This window comes from Bradyrhizobium sp. PSBB068 (assembly GCA_016839165.1).
Lineage (GTDB): Bacteria > Pseudomonadota > Alphaproteobacteria > Rhizobiales > Xanthobacteraceae > Bradyrhizobium.
This window is the reverse complement of record CP069300.1, coordinates 2,824,859-2,844,730: the sequence shown is the minus strand read 5'-3', so window position 1 is coordinate 2,844,730 and position 19,872 is coordinate 2,824,859. Positions and strand designations below refer to the sequence as shown.

The following is a 19,872-nucleotide window of genomic DNA, read 5'->3' as shown; positions in this document are numbered from 1 at the left end:
CGAGAATCGTTAGAACAAAGCTCACCCAGATGATGTACTTGACGATGTCTTTACCAGTGATCATCGCTTCACTTCGTGAGCTATCTTGTAGCCCGCATGAGCGCAGCGACATGCGGAACTAATTCCCCGGAATCGCTTCGCTTCATCCCTCACCTCGCATTCGCCGGCGCATGCACCGGCCAGAGATCGGCCCGCCAGTGCACGGCGATCGCCAGCATCGCGATGAAGCCGGCGGCGGCGAGCAGCGTGCCGGTCGCGGTGTAGCCGATCAGATCGATCAGGCTGCCGGCCGCGAGCAGGCCGAGCGGCAGGCCGTAAATCACCATCATGCGCACGCCCATGACGCGGCCGCGCAGATGTGCGCTGGCATTGCGCATCAGCATCACCGCGGCCGAGATCATCGACATGCTCTGCGCGATGCCGGCGAGCACCAGGCACGCCATCGCCACCGGCATGGTGCGGAGCTCGACGAACACCAGCAGCATCGCGTACCAGGCGAGCGTCGCGCCGATCAGCAGCCGCGCGATGCGCACGCCGCCGGCCATGCTGAGCGTGATCGAGCCGATCAGCGAGCCGACCGCAAAGCTCGCGGAGAGATAGCCGAGGCCGGTCTGGTCGGTGTGGAAGATGTCGCGCGCGACATAGGGCAACAGACCGTTGGTCAGCGGAAACGCGGTGAGGTTGGCGAGGAAGGCGACGCAGAGCGCGGCGCGCATGCCCGGGCCGCTCCAGGCATATACGATGCCCTCCTTGAGGTCGCGCAGCAGTTTCGAGCCCGGCAGGTCGATATCGGACTGATCGACAGCGCCGTGCGACTTCGGCCGGCTCATGCACAGCATCAGGATGGCGGCAATGAAATAGAAACCGGCGATCCCGACATAGACATAGCCGATGCCTAGTGCGGCGAACAATCCCGCCCCGGTCAAGGCGCCGGCGATGCGTGCCGAGTCCTGCGTGGTGCGCGCCAGGCTGATGGCGCCGACCAGTTGCTCGGGCGGCATGATGTCGGCAAGCAGCGCGCCGCGCACGCCGAGGTCCGACGGGCGGATCAGCCCCATGATCGCGACGATGATCATGACGTTCACCGGCGCCAGGTGCCCGGTCAGCGCCAGCGTCATGATGGTTCCGGCCAGCGCCGTATAGGCAAAGCGCATCACGGCAAGGAGATCGCGATGCCCCATCCGATCGCCGATCATGCCGACGACGGGCGCCACCAGCGTGCCGACATATTGCAGCGAGGCCAGCACGGTCAGCAGCAGCACCGAGCCGGTCTCGACCATGATGTACCAGCCGAGCACCAGCGTCTCGACCTCGAACGCCCAGGAAGTGAGCAGATCGGACGGCCATTGGAAGCGATAGCTGCGGATGCGAAACGGTGCGAGCGCGGAGGTCCGCGTGGTCCCGCTCACGACGCGATGACGCGTGTCACGGCGTGTCCTGCCCTTTTCTTGGTTCTTCTGGGTCTTGATTGCGGATGTTGATTCTCTTGGGAAAATTCCCTGTTCCGGAACGTAACGCCGACGGTGTCCGTGTCAATCGAAGCCGCCGCATGCGGCCATGCGCGGTGGTAGCGGCGTGTTGCACTGCCCACCGGCACGCGCTGCCGGAGCATCCGTCTGCTCCGCCCCGTGCGATGATGTGCTACAATGCCTGTCCGAGACCGCGGAGGACACCATGACGGCCTTCGAAGTTTTCGCGATCTACGTGACGCCCTTTGTGATCATCGGGATCGCAATCCGGCTAGCGATGAAGCGTTATGCCGTCGATCTGCCCGACATGCAGAAGCAGGCAGGCTCCGCGCCGAAGCGGCGATTCTTGCTCGGCGCCTGGCGGTCGGATTAGGGCATGAAGTCGAGCGCTTGAGGCCCCCGCTCCGATTTACAAGGTTCCAGCCACGGCGTAGCGCTGCATCCTTGAACCTGTTTTGGATCGCCCCTGAGGAGGAAGTGACAGCGTGCCTGGCCCGGAAAGCCTTCCAATCGATCAGATCTACGTTCCCTTGAAGAAAAGGAAGACCCTCAGGCTTGAGGTCGTTCAAGAGATAGCGGCCAGCATTCTGGAAATTGGGCAACAAGTTCCGATCCTCGTTCGGCCGGATGAGAGCCGGCTCGTCTTGCTCGAGGGATTGCATCGGCTCGAGGCCTGCAAGGCGCTGGGCGAGACCACGATTATCGGCGTGCTGGGTTCGGCAGAGGCTGCTCACCACAAGGCGCTGCTATCCGACACGGCTGAAACCGAGGCAGAGCGGGACAAGATGGCGCGGTTGAAGAAGCTGCGCCTCGAAAAGGAAGCTGCGGATAGATCGACCGCATCCGCGGCTGCAACCATGAAAACTGAATCGATCGAGCTTCGGTCGACGCGTTCCGGCAACATTGGACGAAGCCCGTCCCGCGATCCAGCACCGAAAACGAAAACCCTGTCGGAATGGCTCACGCAGCAAAAGCGCGACGGTGGCCGCTATTGATGGCCGGCCCGTATGTGCCGGCCACGCTCCGGCGCCTAGGCGCCCCTGCGCTCATTTAGGCAGCCCAGCCCACCGCAGCGCGCCCTTCGCAGTGACGACGCGTGGAGGCAATCTTATTACCTCCTACACCCGTCACCGGGCGATCCAGTACGCCGCGGCCTCTCGGCTCAAGCACAACCGTCTCTGGAATACTGGATCACCCGCCTTCGCTTTCGCGGGTGATGACACCACCTGTTCGACATCTTGAATCGAGAACCATCCACATCGTCGTCCCGGCGAAGGCCGGGACCCATCACCACCAATGCGAATTGCCGTGCGACCCTGGGGCCGCAGCCCACTCCACAACACAGCCCTGTGATTATGGGTCCTGGCTTTCGCCAGGACGACAGCGGAGATCGGGGTGAAAAATCCCCGCATCAATTCATGCGAACACGACATTTTGTCATGGGAGCCGCAGTTGCATTTTTTGCATCGCATTATATGATAAACATAATCTGATCAGATTCCGCGCATTGAACGGAGTTCCGCCATGGCATCCAGCGCCGATCCCGTCGTCATCCTTTCCGCCGCCCGTACCCCGCTCGGCCGCTTCATGGGCGAGCTCACGCCGCTCGCCGCCCACAAGCTCGGCTCGCATGTGATCGGAGCGGCGCTGGAGCGCGCAAAGCTCGCGCCCGAGCGGATCGACGAGGTTTTCATGGGCAATGTGCTGCCCGCCGGCCAGGGTCAGGCGCCTGCCCGCCAAGCCGCGCGCGGCGCCAGGCTTCCCGATGCCGCCGGCGCCACCACCGTCAACAAGGTCTGCGGCTCGGGCATGAAGGCGACCATGCTGGCCCATGACATCATCAAGGCGGGCTCTGCCGAGATCGTGCTGTCCGGCGGCATGGAGAGCATGAGCAACGCGCCGTATCTGTTGCAGAAGGCCCGCGGCGGCTATCGCGCCGGCCACGATCGCATCATCGACCACATGATGATGGACGGGCTCGAGGACGCCTATGAGACCGGCCGCTCGATGGGCGATTTCGGCGAGGCCACTGCGGAAGCCTACCAGTTCACCCGCGCCGACCAGGACACCTACGCGATGGAGACGCTGAGCCGCGCCCGCAAGGCGGTCGAGAGCGGCGCCTTCAAGGCCGAGATCGCGCCGATCACGCTCAGCGAGAAGGCCGGTCCGCGCATCATCGCCAATGACGAGCACCCGCTGAAGGTCGATCCGGCCAAAATCCCTGGCCTTAAGCCGGCGTTCCGCGCTAACGGCACCATCACGCCGGCGGCCTCCTCGGCCAATGCCGACGGCGCTGCGGCGCTGATCCTGGCGAAACGCTCGCTTGCCGACCGCGACGGCCTGCCCGTGCTGGCCGAGATCAAGGGCCACGCCACCCACAGCGATGAACCGCAGTGGTTCACGACCGCGCCGATCCCGGCGATCAGAAAACTGCTCGACAAGATCGGCTGGAGCGTCGGCGATGTCGACCTGTTCGAGATCAACGAGGCGTTCGCGGTGGTCGCGATGGCGGCGCAGCGCGACCTCAGAATTCCGCGCGACCGGTTGAACATCAATGGCGGCGCCTGCGCGCTCGGCCATCCGATCGGCGCCACCGGCGCGCGGCTGATCGTGACGCTGCTGCACGCGCTGGAGGCGCAGAACCTGAAGCGCGGCGTCGCTGCGCTGTGCATCGGCGGCGGCGAAGCCACCGCGATCGCGGTCGAGCGGGTGACGCACTGAAGCGACAGCATCCGTCATTGCGAGGAGCGATAGCGACGAAGCAATCCGTGCGTCCGCGCATGCGGATCGATGGATTGCTTCGCTTTGCTCGCAATGACGCGGCGAGGCCGTTCGTGCCTATGTCCGAAAACGAGGGAACTTCGCCATTTTAGACATAGCCGCGCTGTGCCATATTGCGCATCACGAATAGACCCTCATTGCATTTGATCCGGACCACAATGATCTCGAACTGGCTCGCTTCCGCTCTCGCCCGCCGCAACATCCATTATGGCTGGGTGATGGTCGCCGTGACCTTCCTCGCCGCGCTGATCTCGGCCGGCACCGTCGGCGCGCCCGGCGTCTTCATCGTGCCCCTGCAGAAGGAGTTCGGCTGGTCCACCGCGGAAATCTCCTCGGCGCTGTCGATCCGCTTCATCCTGTTCGGGCTGATGGCGCCGTTCGCCGCCGCGCTGATGAACCGCTACGGCCTGCGCAACGTGACGTTGGCAGCGCAGCTGATCGTGGTCTCCGGCCTCGTCACCTCGCTGGCGATGACGCAGGTCTGGCAGCTCATCCTGCTGTGGGGCGTGGTGATCGGGATCGGCACCGGCATGACGGCGCTGGTGCTCGGCGCAACCATTGCCACGCGCTGGTTCGTGGCGCGGCGGGGCCTCGTGATCGGCATGCTCACCGCGAGCGTCGCGACCGGGCAGCTCGCCTTCCTGCCGCTGCTCGCCACCATCACGGAGCGCTATGGCTGGCGCGTCGCGCTTGGATTCGTCTGCGTCATGCTCGGCGTCGCCGCCTTCGCGGTGCTGATGCTGATGCGCGACCGGCCGAGCGACGTCGGCCTGCGCCCGTTCGGCGACAACGGCACCGCGCCCCTCCCCGCGCCGCCGCCGGCCAATGCGCCGATCATGGCGGCCGCGCTCGGCACGCTGCGCGAGTCCTCGAAATCGTCGGTGTTCTGGATCCTGTTCGCGACGTTCTTCGTCTGCGGCGCCTCGACCAACGGCCTGGTCCAGGTTCACCTGATCCCGATGTGTCTCGATTTCGGCATCCCGCAGGTGCAGGCCGCGAGCCTGCTCGCCGCGATGGGCATCTTCGATTTCTTCGGCACCATCATCTCGGGCTGGCTGTCGGACCGCTACGACAACCGCTATCTGCTGTTCTGGTATTACGGCCTGCGCGGCCTGTCGCTGCTGTACCTGCCGTACTCCGATTTCACCTTCTACGGCCTGTCGCTGTTCGCGATGTTCTACGGGCTCGACTGGATCGCAACCGTGCCGCCGACGGTGCGCCTCACCGCGCAGCGGTTCGGCGCCGAGCGCGCCAACCTGGTGTTCGGCTGGATCTTCGCCGGCCACCAGCTCGGCGCCGGCGCGGCCGCATTCGGCGCCGGCGTATCGCGCACGGTCTATTCCAGCTATCTGCCGGCGTTCTTCATCGCCGGCGCGCTATGCGTCTGCGCTGCGCTGATCACGCTGGCGATCGCGCGGCCGCAACCGAAGCCGGCGGCCGAGCCGAAGCCGGCCGCTGCCTGATGCGGGCGCGGCGCGCTTACTCCGCAGCGAGGCCGGTCGGCGCGGCCGCCTCGGCGGCTTCCTTGTTGTAGTCGTGCACGACGCGGCCGAACGGCAGCGTCAGGTCGGCGATATAGTGATGCGCGCCGATGACGCGCTTGACCGGGAAATCCGCGACCGGCGCGTTGACATGCGGCACGAGATGCAGCCGGCCCGGCCCGATCCAGGAGCCCTTGACGACGATGTCGGTCAGGTTGATCGCGACCAGCTGACAGATTTCGAGATGACCATCGACGCCCGGGATCATCTTCAGATTAACTTGCGTCTTCGACAGCGTGGCGCGGGTGACGTCGCCGTTGCCCGCCATGCTCTCGTGCTTGTAGCCCATCGTGCCCATCGCGACGAGCTGGCCGGCATATTCCAGCGTGCCGGTCAGCGTGTCCTTGACGATCTCGAGCTTTGGATGGGCGTATTTCTTCGGAAAACCCCAGATCTCGCGACCGGCCGCGATCGGCGGATCATCGTCGAGATACATCTGGCAGACGAAGTTGACCTCTTCGCCATGCAGTCGCGCGGGGATCACGAGACCGGACTCGGTGTAGCTGCCGAAGCCGGAGCTGTCGGGCATCTTGATCCATTCGTAGTGCACGATCGACTGTTCGATCGGCTCCAGCGGCTCAGGCAGGCCGGCACGGATCAATTCCGGATCGGTCTCATAGGTGATGACGAGGAATTCGCGATCGATGAAGCGGTAAGGGCCAGCGGGATAGCTCGGACCGGCAGCCGGCATCGACGGAAGCTTGAGCAGATCTTCCCTGCGCATCGCATGACCCCCTGTTTGCAAACATTGCGTGAAAGCTAATGGCCGAGATTGACAGCGATATGAGGGATTTCCGTCAGGTGCGTGACCTCTGTTACGCCAGCGTGACCTCGGTTGCGCATACCTGAGCACGTCTCGCTGCGGAGCCCGTTGCTAACCATGCAGGCAGGCATGGCGGATGCGCCGCGCGCGGGCGCCTCATCTGTCATCAGGGCGTCATCGCCGCCCTGAATTCTCGCCGCGAATTCTTTGGAGTTTCTGATATGGACGCGCGTACCCCTCATTACGACGATATCGATCACGCGACGCCGGGCTGGCGTCCCGAAGGATGCGATCGCGTGGCGCTGGTTCTGCAGGGCGGCGGCGCGCTGGGTGCCTATCAGGCCGGCGTCTACCAGGCGCTGCACGAATGCAACATCGAGCCCGACTGGGTCTGCGGCGTGTCGATCGGCGCGATCAACTCGGCGATCATCGCCGGCAACCCTCCTGCGAAGCGGCTGGAGCGGCTGCACACGTTCTGGGACCGCATCACCAGCCGCAAGATCTGGCACTATACGCCGGACGGCGACATCTTCCGCAAGGCGCGCAATCTTACCAGCTCATGGATGACGACGACGCTCGGACAGCCCGGCTTCTTCACCCCGCATCAGACCAATCCGTGGCTCAGCCCGGCCGGTGCGCGCACCGCGACCAGCTATTACGACACCACGCCGTTGCGGGAATCGCTGCTCGAGCTGGTCGACTTCGACCGCATCAATTCCAAGAAGATGCGCTTTGCGGTCGGCGCGGTGAACGTGCTGTCCGGCAATTTCATCTATTTCGACAATGCCCATGACGAGATCATCCCCGAGCACATCATGGCGAGCGGCGCGTTGCCGCCGGCACTGCCGATGGTGAAGGTCGGCACCGATCATTTCTGGGATGGTGGCATCGTCTCCAACACGCCGCTGCAGCATCTGCTCGACCAGGAGGACAATGCCAATTCGCTGGTGTTCCAGGTCGACCTGTTCTCGGCGCGCGGCGCGCTGCCGCGCGACATCCAGGACGTGATGGCCCGCCACAAGGACATCATGTATTCGTCGCGCACCCGCTACAACACCGACGTCTACCGCAAGACCTACAATCTGCGCACCGCCCTGCACAATGCGTTATCGAAGATCCCCGACGACCATTTGTCGGAAGAAGAGCGCCAGCTCAAGAAGGCGAATAGCCGGTTGCCGGGAATCACGCTGCTGCAACTGATCTATCAGCAGAAGGCCTATGAGGGCGACGCCAAGGACCACGAGTTTTCGGGCACCTCGATGCGCGAGCACTGGGCCAGCGGACACGAGGACACCAAGCGCTCGCTGAAGCGGCGCGACTGGATCAAGATGCCCGAGAACGGCATGGGCATCGTGATCCACGACGTGCATCGCGAGAGCGAGTAGGAAGCGGCCCTATGGTCGCGTCGACATGTTGCTCGGCGGGCCGGCCTTGCGGATCGGCTCGGCGAGGCGCGCGAACTCACAGAGCAGCGAACGCGTCTTGCGCGGGTCGATCACCTCCTCGACCCAGAACTTCTCGGCCGAGCGGAACGGCGAGCGCAGCTTGTTGAGGCGGTCCTCGATCTCGCGCAGCTTGGCGGCGGGATCGGCGGCCGCGTCGATCTCGGCACGATAGGCCGCCTCGATGCCGCCCTCGAGCGGCAGCGAGCCCCAGTAGGCCGATGGCCAGGCATAGCGCATCGAGAACCGGTTGGCCGGCTGATGCACCACGCCGGCAACACCAAAGGCGTTGCGGATGATGATGGTGCACCACGGCACGGTGCTCTGGTTGACCGCGGCCATCGCCCGCACGCCGTGGCGGATGGTGGCGGATTTCTCCGCCTCCAGCCCGATCATGAAGCCGGGGCAGTCCATCAGATAGACCACAGGCAGATGGAAGGTCTCGGCGAAGTCGACCCAGCGAACCACCTTCTGACACGCGTCCGAAGTCCACGAGCCGCCGTAGTGGAACGGATCGCTGGCGAGCAGCAGCACCGCCCTGCCCTCGATCCGCGCCAGGCCGGTGATGACAGGCCGGCCGAAATTGGCGGCGACCTCGAAGAACGAGCCCTTGTCGACCACGGCCTCGATGATCGGCCGCATCTTGTAGACCTGCCGGCGGTTGCGCGGCACGGCTGTCAGCAGCGACTCCTCGGCGCGCTCCGGATCGTCGGTACAGGGAATGGTCGGCGGCAGATCGTAGACCGACGCCGGCAGATAGGACAGGAAGCGCCGCGCATAGTCGAACGCCTCCTCCTCGGTCTCGACGGCCTGGTCGATCGCGCCGGCCCGGGTCTGGATGTCGGCGCCGCCGAGCTCCTGCTTGGTCAGGTCCTGACCGAGCCGCTTCACCACCGGCGGGCCGGCAACGAACATCGCGGAGTTCTTGGTCATGACAGAGTAGTGCGTGGCCGCAAGGCGCGCGGCACCCAGGCCCGCGACCGAGCCGAGGCCGAGACCGACCACCGGCACCCGAGCCAGATTGGCGGTCGTGTACCAGTACCAGCGCGTACCGCCGACACCGCCGGGCAGATTGGCGGCGCCCCTGGTTTCGATCGTCTTCACCGAACCGCCGCCGCCCGAGCCTTCGATCACGCGGACGATCGGCAGGCGGAAGTCATGCGCCATCTCCTCCGCCATCAGCGGCTTGGCGGAGATCGATGCATCGGCCGAGCCGCCGCGCACGGTGAAATCGTCGCCGACCACCACCACGGTGCGGCCGTCGACCCTGGCGCGGCCGAACACGCAGTTCGCCGGCGTCAGGTGCTTGAGCTCGTTGCTCTCGTCGTATTCGGCGATGCCGGAGATGGCACCGACTTCGTGGAAGCTGTTCTGGTCGACGAGCTTGTCGATGCGCTCACGAACCGTGAGCCGGCCCTGGTCGCGCTGCCGCTTGACCTTGTCAACGCCTCCCATCTCCCGCGCGAACGCTTCGCGCCGGGCGAGGTCGTCGAGTTCCGGCTTCCAGTTCATTCATTGCCTCCGTCTTGATGATTTTGTTGTTGTTATGGGTGGTCACCGGAAGCGCCTTGCGCTCGATCCGATTGCTGAAGATGTCGCCGTCGGCGCCTTCGAGCAGGCTGCCGAGCGCGGCGGCGAGGTCGACCATCTGCGGCGCGACCTCGCGATGCAGCCGCGCCTCGTCATACATCGCCGACAACAGGCCGATCGTGGCGACCACATAGGTCTGGTATTGCGGCGACCACAGCGGCACCGCGACGCCGTTGATGTGCGGGCTCCACAGGCCGCAGGCGACGACGTAGCCGTGCTCCTGCAGATGCCGGCGATTGGCCGCGATGCGCGGCGTCAGCATCTTGGCGCTCTCGGGCAGTTCGCCTTCCATCTCTGCGATCAGCGCATCACCGACCGCGGGATCGAGCGCCGCGGTATAGGCATGGCCGGCGGCGGTGGTTGCCATCGAGATGCGGCTGCCGGTGGCTTCGTGCAGCCCGAGCGCATTCGCGGCGCGGGCGAACTCCAGATAGACCAGCTGAAAGCGGTCGGGGATCACGAAGCCCACCGTGCCGGGCAACTGATCGGCGACATCCTGCAAACGCAGCCGGATCAGATTGCGAAGCTGCAGCCCCTTCATCATCGAGGTGCTCATCGCAACCGCGCTCGGTCCGATGCGATATTTCTGATCACGCGGCAGATAGACGAGTTGTCCCATCCGCGTCAGGGTGTGCGTCAAGCGCGACACCGTCGAACGCGGCAGGCCGCAACGGTTCGAGATTTCGAGATTGCCGAGCCGGGCTTCATGCCCCTCGAAACACCGCAGTACATCAAACGCGCGCGACACCACCTGGATGACATCGCTATCGCCAGTCTCGCTGGCGAGCATTCCCTGCCGGCTAAGCCGTTCCGAGCGCCGTCCCATCTTGTTTGGCTCCATTCCGTCTTGCGGAATAAAATTCCACTTGCAGATGAAGCTACCTCAGGCAATCTGCCGCCACAACAAAAAGCCGTTCGCCGGATGAAATTTCCGCAAGACGGTATCGGAGAGTGGAATGCCAGAGATCAAGGTTGTGACCGAAGTTGCCGGGCGCGTTTGCGCGCTTCCTGTTGAAGCCGGCAACAGCATCGGCAATGGCGACGAGATTGCGTTCGTCGAGGCGATGAAGATGGAGATTCCGGTCACATCGACGACAGCAGGCAAAATCAAGACGATTCTGGTCAAGATCGACGATGTCATCGCCGAAGGCCAGGCAATCGCGATCGTGGAGACTTGACGGCGGCGGTCCCGCCATCCCGCGCGGACCAAATTCCCAAATGGCATATCCTCGACGGCGGTTCCTCCGGGAGTCGCAGCGGCGTCGCATGCCGTTTCGCTTTCGAAACATTCCTCGTCAAAAAGTTTCGTATGATGAGACAAAATCCGAGCAACCGCTCGTTTTGTGAACGTCTGTTCGAAAATCGACAACCGTCGGTTCGCGGCGGCCCGGGCTATTCACAGCTGACACCGACGCGCGCTCGGTTGCGCGCGCCTTGATTGCGTTGCACAACAGCAGGCGATGAAACGATCGCCTCCTCCCGTCACCGCCAGCACCGTCAACTGGGCCCACTCGCAGCCGCCGCTGCTCCGGTTTCTGCACACTTGTTACGCAGAGTTCCTCACCGAGACCGGCGGTGCGGTTGCCGACTACATCCCGGAGCTCGGCAAGGCCGATCCTGCCCATTTTGGCATCAGCCTGGCGACGCTCGACGGCCATGTATACGAGGTCGGCGACACCCGCGTGCCCTTCACCATCCAGTCGATGTCGAAGCCCTTCGTGTTCGCGCTGGCGCTCGACACCCTGGGCGCCGAGCGGGTGGAGAGCGTGATCGGCGTCGAACCGTCCGGCGACCCCTTCAATTCGATCCGGCTCAATGCCGACAACCATCCGTTCAATGCGATGGTCAATGCCGGCGCGATCGCCTGCTCCGGCCTGCTCCATGCCGACAAGGGCGACGGCGCGTTCGACTATATCCGCCACGCGCTCGGCCGCTTTGCCGGCCGCGAGCTCGACGTCGACGAGGCGGTCTACGCCTCCGAGAGCGCCACCGGCGACCGCAACCGGGCGATCGGCTATCTCCTGCGCACCAACAGCGTGATCGCCGAGAACGTGCCTGCGGTGCTCGACGTCTATTTCCGGCAATGCGCCATCCTCGTCACCGCGCGCGACACCGCCGTGATGGCCGCGACGCTCGCCAACCGCGGCATCAACCCGCTGACCGGCGAACAGGTGGTGACGCCCTACGCGATCGCGCGCACGCTGTCGGTGATGACCTCGTCGGGCATGTACGACTTCGCCGGCGAATGGATCTACCGCGTCGGCATCCCCGCCAAGAGCGGCGTCGGCGGCGGCATCCTGGCGGCGCTGCCGGCGCGGCTCGGACTCGGCAGCTACTCGCCGAAGCTCGACAAGCACGGCAACAGCGTACGCGGCATCAAGGTCTGCAAGACGCTGTCGGCGCATTACGACCTGCACATGCTGAACCGCAGCGACGACGCCCGCCACAGCATCATCGCCGACTACAATATCGGCAAGAACCCGTCTCGCCGGGTGCGGCGGCCGCAGGAACAGGAGATCCTGGCCAGGCACTTCCAAGAGGTGCGCGTGATCGAACTGGTCGGCACGCTGTCGCTCTCCAACGTCGACTATGTCTCGCGCCGCCTCGCCGGCAGCCCGCGGCCGGAGTTCGTGATCTTCGACCTGCGCCGCGTCACCGCGACGACGCGCGCCGGCGCCAGGCTGGTTTCAGAGGCCTTCCAGGAGCTGGCCGAGCTCGGCGTCACCGTGATCCTGTCCGGCATCAAGCGAACCTCACGCGAATGGACCACGATCAGCGAATGGACCAACCGGCTCGGCAATATCAGGGATTTCTACCTGCTCGACACCGCGATTGAGTGGGCGGAAGACCAGATCGTCTACCGCTATGGCGGCTCGATCGATTTCCTCGAGACCACGGAGCTTGCCGAGCAGCCGCTGCTTGCCGGATTGAGCGAAGCTGAGATCGCCGATCTCGCCTTGCTCTGCGCGGTCAGGACCTACCGGCCGAATGAAAAGATCGTCACCGCGGGCACCGAGGCAGCCTCACTGTTCTTTCTGCGCAGCGGCGTGGTCCACGTCACCCTGCCCGACGGCATTCGGCTCGCAACGCTGACCGCCGGCATGGCGTTCGGCGAGATGGCGCTGCTGGAGCCGAAGCGCTCGGCCGACGTGGTGGCCGACATGTCGGCGACCGCCTATGAAGTGTCGATTGCGGATTTCGAGCGCTTCCGGGAGCAGCATCCGCGTGCCGGCGAGCGGATCATGCGCAACCTCGCGCAGATCCTCGCCGAGCGGCTGATCGTGGCGAACGCGAAGGTCGATCTGCTGACGTCGGGGTAGGTCTTTCTGCTTCCTCGCACCGCCCTTGCGGGGAGAGGCGAAGCAAGGATCAGCTCACCACTTCCGTTACCGGCTGCATGTCGATCTCGAACGTCTCCAGGAATTTCGACGTCATGATGTAGAAACCGACCGAGAGCTGCAGCTCGATCAAGGCGGCCGGCGTCAGCTTCGCCGCGATCGCCTTGAAGGTCACGTCGGTCGGCTTCTTCAGCTTGACGATCTCGTCGGTGAAGGCGAGCGCGGCGCGCTGCACCTCGTCGAAGCAGGTCGCGGACTGCCAGTCGTCGAGCGCTGCGTTCTGCTCGTCGGTCACGCCGACATTCTTGCCGATGCGCTTGTGCGCGACGATCTCGTAAGGCGCCTCGCAGAGAATGCCGGTGCGCGTGATGGCAAGCTCGCGCACGATCGGATCGAGCTCACCCTTGTGCCGGATCGCGCCGCCGAGCCGGCAGTACTGCTCAAAGTAGCTCGGCGAGTGCGCCATCATGCGGAAGATATTGGCGTTGCGGTTCTTGTCGAGGATCTCGCGGGTGCGCGGGCTTGCCTTCGCGGGATCGGAATAGTCGATACGGGCCATTTCCTAACCTTGATCTTGTCGTTTCTGTCGGGTTCCGAAACAGTAACGGGCCTCCGTCGCAGGAGCAACACGCGCGAGTCAAATTGCCGCCGCATTCAAAGACAACCCTGCCACAGTCGATATTCGCTGAGTGGGGACTCATCAGAGCGAATGCTCGACGCGGGGTGTTCCGAGTAGAAAAATCTGGCCGTCCTGCGCGCTCGCGGCGCAACGATGAGTCACGCCCAAGTCTAGGGGAAAACGCATGAAGGAAGCCACCAAGAGGGCGGCCTCGGAAGCGCTTGCGCAAATGCTGGCGGTGACGGCGATGCTCGTCATCGCCAGCTTGTTGCTTTACTGGCGATAGTATCCGCAACTGGGGGGCGGGAGCGAACCAATTCAGCCTGGTTTCGCGTTCTGACTGGATCGTTCAGCCCCTCATTTCGTCTTTGCGAAATATGGAACCAGCCGTCCCGCGAACGGCGTGAAGCGCGCCAAAACCTTGTCGCCGATGGCGAGGTCATTGTCGCCATGGGCCATCATGCGAAAGCCCTCGTCGGTATCGACCAGCACGATGTTGTAGGGCACATGCGCCCGGGTCTCCGGCGTCGCGGCCCGGCAGACCAGCGAGGTCGCATACACCGTCCCTGCCCCGCTCGCGCGATGCTCCCTGAGATCGGACGAGCCGCAAGCCGCGCAGAAGCTGCGGCGGAAATATTGTCGCGCACCGCAGGCGTTGCAGGTCTGATAGACGATGGTTTCCGCACCCTTGGTCCAGTCAGCAATCGGTTCACTCATCGCACGCGCTCCAGGAACATGCTGACATGCGACGACAGCACGCCGCCGTCCCCGTGCAGCAGCGCGACCGAGGCGTCCCGCACCTGACGATTGTCGGCGCGCCCGGTCATCTGCAGATGGGTTTCGACGAGATGCGCCATCGCGCCGCCGACGCCGCAATGGCCGTAGCTGAGCAGGCCGCCATGGGTGTTGAGCGGCATCTCGCCGTCCCCGTTGAAATAGCCGGCACGCACCCGCGCCGCCGCCTCGCCGCGTCCGGCGAGGCCGAGGTCCTCCAGCAGCATCGCGAGCGTGATCGTGAAGCTGTCGTAGACCGCGGCGTAGCGCACGTCCGAAATCGCAACGCCAGACGCGGCCTTCGCCTTCGCGATCGAAATCTCGGCGCCGAGCTCGCTCAGCGCGGGCGCGGCCGTGACGTGCTGATGGGTGTGCGCCTGGGCGCAGCCGCGGACGCGGACCCGCCGGTCGCCGGTCGGCTCGCGGCTGATCACGCAGGCGGCGCCGCCGTCCGAGACCGGACAGCAGTCGAGCAGCTTGAGCGGCATCGCCACCGGCTTGGAGGCCATCACGTCGGCGACCGTGATCGGCTCGTGGAACTGGGCGCCGGGATGGGTCAGCGCATGCTTGCGCATCAAGACGGCGAACTCGGCAAGGTCTTCCTGCGTGAGGCCATATTCATGCATGTAGCGCGTCGCGACCAGGCCGTAATAGGCCGGGATCGTCGGCCCCAGCGTGACCTCGTAGTCGGGATGCCCGACCTGGGCCAGCGCCTGGATCGAGGCGTCGCGGCTCTGCCCGGTCAGCCGGTTCTCGCCGCCGACCACCAGCACGTGCTTCGCCACGCCGGCATCGACGAGTTGATGCGCCAGCATGGTCATGGCAAGCCCGGTGGCGCCGCCGACCTGGACGGCATGGGCATAGGACGGGCGGATGCCGAAATGCTCGGCGAATACGGTCGCCAGCATGATGTGCGGCGACACCGTGGAGTAGCCGCACAGGATGCCGTCGATCTCGGCGCGCTTCAGCCCGGCATCCGCGATCGCAAGCTCGGCCGCCTTGCTCATCAGGTCGAGCGAGGACAGGCCCTCATGCTTGCCGTAGGAGGTGAGGCCGACGCCGGTGACGAAGCTCATTTTGTCTCCACCCTCTCCATCGTCATTCCGGGGCGACGCGAAGCGGCGAGCCCGGAATCCATAACCACCATCGTGAGTATGGATTCCGGGCCCGCGCTACGCGCGTCCCGGAATGACGAGTGGAGAAATTGGTTCATCATCTCAATACGACTTCGGAAGGCCGAGCACCTTCTCACCGATGAAGCTGAGGATGAGTTGCGGGCTGATCGGCGCGATGCGCGGGATCAGCGATTCCCGCAAGTAGCGCTCGACGTGGTACTCCTTGGCATAGCCGAAGCCGCCATGGGTCATCACCGCCTGCTCGCAGGCGTGGAAGCCGGCTTCCGCCGCGAGATATTTCGCCGAGTTCGCCGCGGGGCCGCACGGCAGGTTCTGGTCATACTGCCAGCCGGCGCGCAGCACCATCAACCAGGCCGCCTCGAGCTCCATCCAGCACTTCGCCAGTGGATGCTGGATCGCCTGGTTCATGCCGATCGGGCGGTTGAACACGATGCGGCCCTTGGCGTAGTCCGACGCCCGCTTCAGCGCGATCTGGCCGAGCCCGACCGCTTCGGCCGCGATCAGGATGCGCTCGGGGTTCATGCCGTGCAGGATGTATTCGAAGCCACGCCCCTCTTCGCCGATGCGGTCCTCGACCGGGATCTCGAAATTCTCGAAGAACAGCTCGTTGGAATCGACCGGCTTGCGGCCCATCTTCTCGATCTCGTGCACGGTGACCCGCTTGCGGTCGAAATCGGTGTAGAACAGGCTGAGGCCGTGGGTCGGGCTGCGCACCTCCTCCAGCGGCGTGGTGCGGGCGAGCAGCAGAATCTTGTTGGCGACCTGCGCGGTCGAGATCCACACCTTCTGACCGTTGACGATGTATTTGTCGCCCTGCCGCACGGCGCGGGTCTTGAGCTGCGTGGTGTTGAGGCCGGTGTTGGGCTCGGTGACGGCAAAGCAGGACTTGTCGCGGCCGTCGATGATCGGCGGCAGCATGCGCTGGCACTGTTCCTTGGTGCCGAACACCACGACAGGATTGAGCCCGAACACGTTCATGTGCACGGCTGACGCGCCGGACATGCCCGCGCCAGATTCGGAGATCGTGCGCATCATGATCGCGGCGTCGGTAATGCCGAGCCCGGAGCCGCCATACTCCTCGGGTATGCAGATGCCGAGCCAACCGGCATCGGCCAGCGCACGGTGGAAGTCGGCCGGATAGCCGCCCTCCTTGTCCTTCTTCAGCCAATAGGCTTCGTCAAAGCGCGAGCAGATTTTTGCCACCGCGTCGCGGATCGATTCCTGGTTGGCGGAGAGTGCGAAGTCCATCTGTCGTGCTCCTATGCCTGCGCCGCTCTGGCGGCGCCTTCGCGCAGCATCGCCGCGATCTCCTCGGTCGAGAAACCTGCCTCCTGCAGGATCTCCACGCTATGCTCGCCGAGCCGCGGCGCCAACCGGCTCGGCTCCACCTTGGTCTCCGACCAGCGTGCCGACGGCGTCATGCTGCGGATGCGGCCCTCGGTCGGATGATCGATCACGGGGAAGACACCGGTTGCGACCATATGCGGGTCCTCGAGCAGGCTCTCGAGATCGTGCATCGGCATCACAGGCACGTCGGCCTGCTCGAGGATTGCGTTCCATTCGGCGGTGGTCTTGGTCTCAAGGATGCGCGCGAGCTCGGCGTAGACCACGTCGATGTTGGTGGCGCGGCCGGCGAAGGTCGCGAATTTCGGGTCGCTGCGCAGATCGTCGCGGCCGGTCGCCTTAAAGAAGTTCTCCCACTGCTTGTCGTTGTAGACGATGACGCAGATGTAGCCGTCCAGCGTCTTGTAGGGCCGCCGGTCCGGCGAGAGGTGGCGGGCATAGCCGCCCTTGTCGAGCGGCGGATCGTAAGTAAGCCCCCCCATGTGGTCGCCCATGACGAAGCCGGCCATGGTCTCGAACATCGGAATGTCGACGCGCTGGCCTTGCCCGGTGCGGTCGCGATGCACGAGGCTCGCGCAGATCGCGCCGACCGCGGTGAGACCGACGATGCGGTCGACCAGCGCGTTCGGCACGTAGCGCGGCACGCCGTCCGAGGTCTGCGCCATCAGCGCCGGCAGCGCTGTGGCGCCCTGGATCAGATCGTCATAGGCGGGCTTTGCGGCATACGGCCCGTCCTGGCCGAAGCCGAACACGCCGGCATAGATCAGCCGCGGATTGACCTTGGCGACGACGTCGTAGTCGAGCTGCAGCCGCGCCATCGCCTGCGGGCGCACGTTGTAGACCAGCACGTCGGCCTTCGCGATCAGCCGCAGCACGGCCTCGCGGCCCGCGGGCTTCTTCAGGTCGAGGCAGACCGAACGCTTGCTGCGGTTGGTATTGAGGAACACCGGGCCCATGCCGGGATGCCGGGTCGGACCGATCTGCCGCGTCACGTCGCCGTCGGGCGATTCCACCTTGATGACATCGGCGCCGTAATCGCCGAGCATCTGCGTGGCGTAGGGTCCCATCAGCACGGTCGTCATGTCGACGACCTTGATACCCTGCAATGGTCCCATCGTGCTGCTCGCTCCCCGGCTGTTCTGGATTGAAGCCTAGTAACGGGAGGTCTTTGCCGAGATCAAGCTGCGCCGGGCGTATGGGCGTATGCGCGGCGGCGGCGCGATGTCTCGTTAATCCGTCCTGCGGACTATTGCCCCGGCAGCGCGTCGCGCGCCTTCAGGAGCCTTTCCAGCTCCTCATTCTGCTGTTCAAGCCGTTCGGCGATGCGCTCCTCGACTTCGGCGCCGGCAGCGCCGGCGGCCTGTTCGATCAACTGCCGGATATTGTCGCGCAGGATCGCGATCCGGTCATTCAGTTCCGACAGCGACAGAAAGCTCTCGTTTCCCATGGGTGCAGTCTCCGAAGCCTGTTCCAAGCTTAGCGCGACTGGACGCATCGGCCTATCCCCCCGCGACGCCGCGCCGGGCGATTTACGCCTGCTTGGCCATCATCTCCCGCAGCGCGGTCTTCAGCACCTTGCCGTAATTGTTCTTCGGCAGGGCATCGAGATAGACGTAGCGTTTCGGCCGCTTGAAGCGGGCGATCGAGGCAAGGCAGTGCGCGTCGAGCCTGCCGTCGTCGGCGGTGACACCATCCTCCAGCACGACGCAGGCGACGACGATCTCGCCCCATTCCGGATCCGGCACGCTGATCGCCGAGACTTCGCGGACGTCGGGATGCGTCAGCAGCGCTTCCTCGACCTCGCGCGGATAGATGTTGGTGCCGCCGGAGATGATGACGTCCTTGGAGCGGTCCGACAGCGTCAGGAAGCCGTCGGCGTCGAGCCGGCCGACGTCGCCGGTGCGCAGCCAGCCGTCCCTCAGCGTCTCGGCATTGGCCTTCGGGTTGTTCCAGTAGCCGAGCATCACGGTCAAACCCTTGACCTCGATCTCGCCGGTCTCGCCGGCGGGCAGCGGCGTGCCGTCCTTGTCGGTGATGCGGACGGTGACGACGCTCTGCGCGGTCCCCACCGACGCCAGCCGTTCGAGATAGCGCGGATGATCGCTGGCGCGATGCCAGTCACGCGACAGCGCCGTGATGGTCATCGGCGACTCGCCCTGGCCGTAGATCTGCACGAAGCGCGGGCCCATCGTCGCCATCGCATCCCTGATGTCGACGGTGTACATCGGGCCGCCGCCATAGATGATGGTGCGCAGCCCTTCGCCGTTCTCGCCGCGCTTCCTGGCGGCATCGACCAGCCGGCGCACCATGGTGGGCGCTGCAAACATCACGACATTGTCGAGCTGGCGGCCGAGGTTGAGCACCTCGTCCGGATCGAAGCCGCCGGTTTCAGGAACGACGTGGCGGCCGCCCATGCGGACATGCGGGAAATTATAGAGGCCTGCGCCATGCGAAATCGGCGCGGCATAGAGCGAGGCGTCGTTCGGCGTCGCTTGGTCAACGTCGGCGAGATAGCACAGCGACATCGCAAGCAGATTGCCGTGGCTGAGCATCACGCCCTTGGGGCGGCCTGTCGTGCCCGACGTATAGAACAGCCAGGCGAGATCGTTGCTTTCGCGCGGCAGCGGCGCGGGCGCGCCCTCGCCCCTTCGCATCGCCCTGTACGCGTCGCTGTCGACCGACAGCAGGGTCATGGCGGCGGGGCAATCGTCCCGGGCTTCGGTCAGTGCGTCGATCGTGTCATCGGACACGAAAGCAAGCCTCGCGCCACCATTGCCGCAGATCCACGCCGCCTCGCGGCCGTGCAGCTTGGCGTTGATCGGGATCGCGACGGCGCCGATCCACCAGATGCCGTAGAGGCATTCGAGATATTGCGTGCAGTTCGACGCAAACAACGCGACGCGGTCGCCGGCGGCAATACCATGATCGTGCGCCAGCGCCGCCCCGATCGAGGCGGCGCGGCGGGCGAAGGTCGCGTAATCGGCGTCGAGATCGAAGCCGGTCAGCAGCGCCGGCGCATCGGGGCGTGCCCGCGCCGTCGCCGCCAGCCATTCGGCAATGTTCAAGCTACTTGGC

At 64.9% G+C, this 19,872-nt stretch carries 18 protein-coding genes; 7 read left to right on the top strand and 11 right to left on the bottom strand.

Going from position 1 to position 19,872, the window contains the following annotated elements; all coding sequences use genetic code 11:
- Positions 1-149: 149 nt before the first annotated feature.
- Entirely contained in the window at positions 150-1,409 is a 1,260-nt protein-coding gene (locus tag JQ507_13040; GenBank protein ID QRI72329.1) for an MFS transporter, read from the bottom strand.
- Positions 1,410-1,674: 265 nt separating this feature from the next.
- Between JQ507_13040 and JQ507_13035 the strand changes: the two genes are divergently transcribed.
- From JQ507_13035 to JQ507_13020, 4 genes are all read left to right on the top strand, one after another.
- Complete coding sequence (locus JQ507_13035; protein QRI72328.1) at positions 1,675-1,842, top strand: hypothetical protein; 168 nt, start codon at positions 1,675-1,677, stop codon at positions 1,840-1,842.
- Between the two features lie 112 nt (positions 1,843-1,954).
- A complete protein-coding gene (locus tag JQ507_13030) occupies positions 1,955-2,464 on the top strand; it encodes a ParB N-terminal domain-containing protein (GenBank protein QRI72327.1) in 510 nt (169 codons plus the stop codon).
- A gap of 529 nt (positions 2,465-2,993) precedes the next feature.
- The gene (locus JQ507_13025; protein QRI72326.1) at positions 2,994-4,190 is read left to right on the top strand and encodes an acetyl-CoA C-acyltransferase; all 1,197 of its coding nucleotides are present in this window, start codon (positions 2,994-2,996) and stop codon (positions 4,188-4,190) included.
- 218 nt (positions 4,191-4,408) lie between these two features.
- Entirely contained in the window at positions 4,409-5,713 is a 1,305-nt protein-coding gene (locus JQ507_13020; protein ID QRI72325.1) for an MFS transporter, read from the top strand.
- A 16-nt stretch (positions 5,714-5,729) separates the two neighbouring features.
- Here JQ507_13020 and JQ507_13015 read toward each other — a convergent pair whose 3' ends face one another.
- A complete protein-coding gene (locus tag JQ507_13015; GenBank protein QRI72324.1) occupies positions 5,730-6,515 on the bottom strand; it encodes an acetoacetate decarboxylase in 786 nt (261 codons plus the stop codon).
- Between the two features lie 260 nt (positions 6,516-6,775).
- On the opposite strand from JQ507_13015, the gene JQ507_13010 reads away from it, so the two are divergent.
- Positions 6,776-7,939, top strand: coding sequence for a patatin-like phospholipase family protein (locus tag JQ507_13010; protein ID QRI72323.1), 1,164 nt, complete (start codon positions 6,776-6,778; stop codon positions 7,937-7,939).
- A gap of 9 nt (positions 7,940-7,948) precedes the next feature.
- Here JQ507_13010 and JQ507_13005 read toward each other — a convergent pair whose 3' ends face one another.
- Both JQ507_13005 and JQ507_13000 read right to left on the bottom strand, forming a co-directional pair.
- The gene (locus tag JQ507_13005) at positions 7,949-9,508 is read right to left on the bottom strand and encodes a methylmalonyl-CoA carboxyltransferase (GenBank protein QRI72322.1); all 1,560 of its coding nucleotides are present in this window, start codon (positions 9,506-9,508) and stop codon (positions 7,949-7,951) included.
- The gene (locus tag JQ507_13000; protein ID QRI72321.1) at positions 9,438-10,412 is read right to left on the bottom strand and encodes an IclR family transcriptional regulator; all 975 of its coding nucleotides are present in this window, start codon (positions 10,410-10,412) and stop codon (positions 9,438-9,440) included. The genes JQ507_13005 and JQ507_13000 overlap by 71 nt, the downstream gene beginning before the upstream one ends.
- 130 nt (positions 10,413-10,542) lie before the next feature.
- Here JQ507_13000 and JQ507_12995 point away from each other — a divergent pair, with 130 nt between their 5' ends.
- Complete coding sequence (locus JQ507_12995; protein QRI72320.1) at positions 10,543-10,764, top strand: acetyl-CoA carboxylase biotin carboxyl carrier protein subunit; 222 nt, start codon at positions 10,543-10,545, stop codon at positions 10,762-10,764.
- A 282-nt stretch (positions 10,765-11,046) separates the two neighbouring features.
- Positions 11,047-12,906, top strand: coding sequence for a glutaminase A (glsA, locus tag JQ507_12990; protein QRI72319.1), 1,860 nt, complete (start codon positions 11,047-11,049; stop codon positions 12,904-12,906).
- A 49-nt stretch (positions 12,907-12,955) separates the two neighbouring features.
- Here the strand turns inward: glsA and JQ507_12985 are convergent, their stop codons facing one another.
- The 7 genes from JQ507_12985 to JQ507_12955 all read right to left on the bottom strand — a co-directional run bounded on the left by JQ507_12985 (position 12,956) and on the right by JQ507_12955 (position 19,862).
- Entirely contained in the window at positions 12,956-13,483 is a 528-nt protein-coding gene (locus JQ507_12985) for a carboxymuconolactone decarboxylase family protein (GenBank protein ID QRI72318.1), read from the bottom strand.
- A 417-nt stretch (positions 13,484-13,900) separates the two neighbouring features.
- The gene (locus JQ507_12980; protein ID QRI72317.1) at positions 13,901-14,260 is read right to left on the bottom strand and encodes an OB-fold domain-containing protein; all 360 of its coding nucleotides are present in this window, start codon (positions 14,258-14,260) and stop codon (positions 13,901-13,903) included.
- Positions 14,257-15,393 carry a thiolase family protein gene (locus tag JQ507_12975; protein ID QRI72316.1) on the bottom strand — a complete coding sequence of 379 codons (1,137 nt, stop codon included), beginning with the start codon at positions 15,391-15,393 and terminating at the stop codon, positions 14,257-14,259. The genes JQ507_12980 and JQ507_12975 overlap by 4 nt, the downstream gene beginning before the upstream one ends.
- Before the next feature lie 141 nt (positions 15,394-15,534).
- A complete protein-coding gene (locus JQ507_12970; GenBank protein QRI72315.1) occupies positions 15,535-16,701 on the bottom strand; it encodes an acyl-CoA/acyl-ACP dehydrogenase in 1,167 nt (388 codons plus the stop codon).
- Between the two features lie 11 nt (positions 16,702-16,712).
- Complete coding sequence (locus JQ507_12965) at positions 16,713-17,912, bottom strand: CoA transferase (GenBank protein ID QRI72314.1); 1,200 nt, start codon at positions 17,910-17,912, stop codon at positions 16,713-16,715.
- A gap of 131 nt (positions 17,913-18,043) precedes the next feature.
- Positions 18,044-18,244: a hypothetical protein gene (locus JQ507_12960; GenBank protein QRI73319.1), complete on the bottom strand. Its 201-nt coding sequence runs from the start codon at positions 18,242-18,244 to the stop codon at positions 18,044-18,046.
- Between the two features lie 82 nt (positions 18,245-18,326).
- Positions 18,327-19,862: an AMP-binding protein gene (locus JQ507_12955; protein QRI72313.1), complete on the bottom strand. Its 1,536-nt coding sequence runs from the start codon at positions 19,860-19,862 to the stop codon at positions 18,327-18,329.
- Positions 19,863-19,872: the final 10 nt, after the last annotated feature.

Excerpts from the sequence above, each read along its gene's own strand:
- JQ507_13035 (QRI72328.1), top strand. The coding sequence starts at position 1,675 with ATGACGGCCTTCGAAGTTTTCGCGATCTACGTGACGCCCTTTGTGATC.
- JQ507_13025 (QRI72326.1), top strand. The coding sequence starts at position 2,994 with ATGGCATCCAGCGCCGATCCCGTCGTCATCCTTTCCGCCGCCCGTACC.
- JQ507_13020 (QRI72325.1), top strand. The coding sequence starts at position 4,409 with ATGATCTCGAACTGGCTCGCTTCCGCTCTCGCCCGCCGCAACATCCAT.
- JQ507_13015 (QRI72324.1), bottom strand. The coding sequence starts at position 6,515 with ATGCGCAGGGAAGATCTGCTCAAGCTTCCGTCGATGCCGGCTGCCGGT.
- JQ507_13010 (QRI72323.1), top strand. The coding sequence starts at position 6,776 with ATGGACGCGCGTACCCCTCATTACGACGATATCGATCACGCGACGCCG.
- JQ507_13005 (QRI72322.1), bottom strand. The coding sequence starts at position 9,508 with ATGAACTGGAAGCCGGAACTCGACGACCTCGCCCGGCGCGAAGCGTTC.
- JQ507_13000 (QRI72321.1), bottom strand. The coding sequence starts at position 10,412 with ATGGGACGGCGCTCGGAACGGCTTAGCCGGCAGGGAATGCTCGCCAGC.
- JQ507_12995 (QRI72320.1), top strand. The coding sequence starts at position 10,543 with ATGCCAGAGATCAAGGTTGTGACCGAAGTTGCCGGGCGCGTTTGCGCG.
- glsA (QRI72319.1), top strand. The coding sequence starts at position 11,047 with ATGAAACGATCGCCTCCTCCCGTCACCGCCAGCACCGTCAACTGGGCC.
- JQ507_12985 (QRI72318.1), bottom strand. The coding sequence starts at position 13,483 with ATGGCCCGTATCGACTATTCCGATCCCGCGAAGGCAAGCCCGCGCACC.
- JQ507_12980 (QRI72317.1), bottom strand. The coding sequence starts at position 14,260 with ATGAGTGAACCGATTGCTGACTGGACCAAGGGTGCGGAAACCATCGTC.
- JQ507_12975 (QRI72316.1), bottom strand. The coding sequence starts at position 15,393 with ATGAGCTTCGTCACCGGCGTCGGCCTCACCTCCTACGGCAAGCATGAG.
- JQ507_12970 (QRI72315.1), bottom strand. The coding sequence starts at position 16,701 with ATGGACTTCGCACTCTCCGCCAACCAGGAATCGATCCGCGACGCGGTG.
- JQ507_12965 (QRI72314.1), bottom strand. The coding sequence starts at position 17,912 with ATGGGACCATTGCAGGGTATCAAGGTCGTCGACATGACGACCGTGCTG.
- JQ507_12960 (QRI73319.1), bottom strand. The coding sequence starts at position 18,244 with ATGGGAAACGAGAGCTTTCTGTCGCTGTCGGAACTGAATGACCGGATC.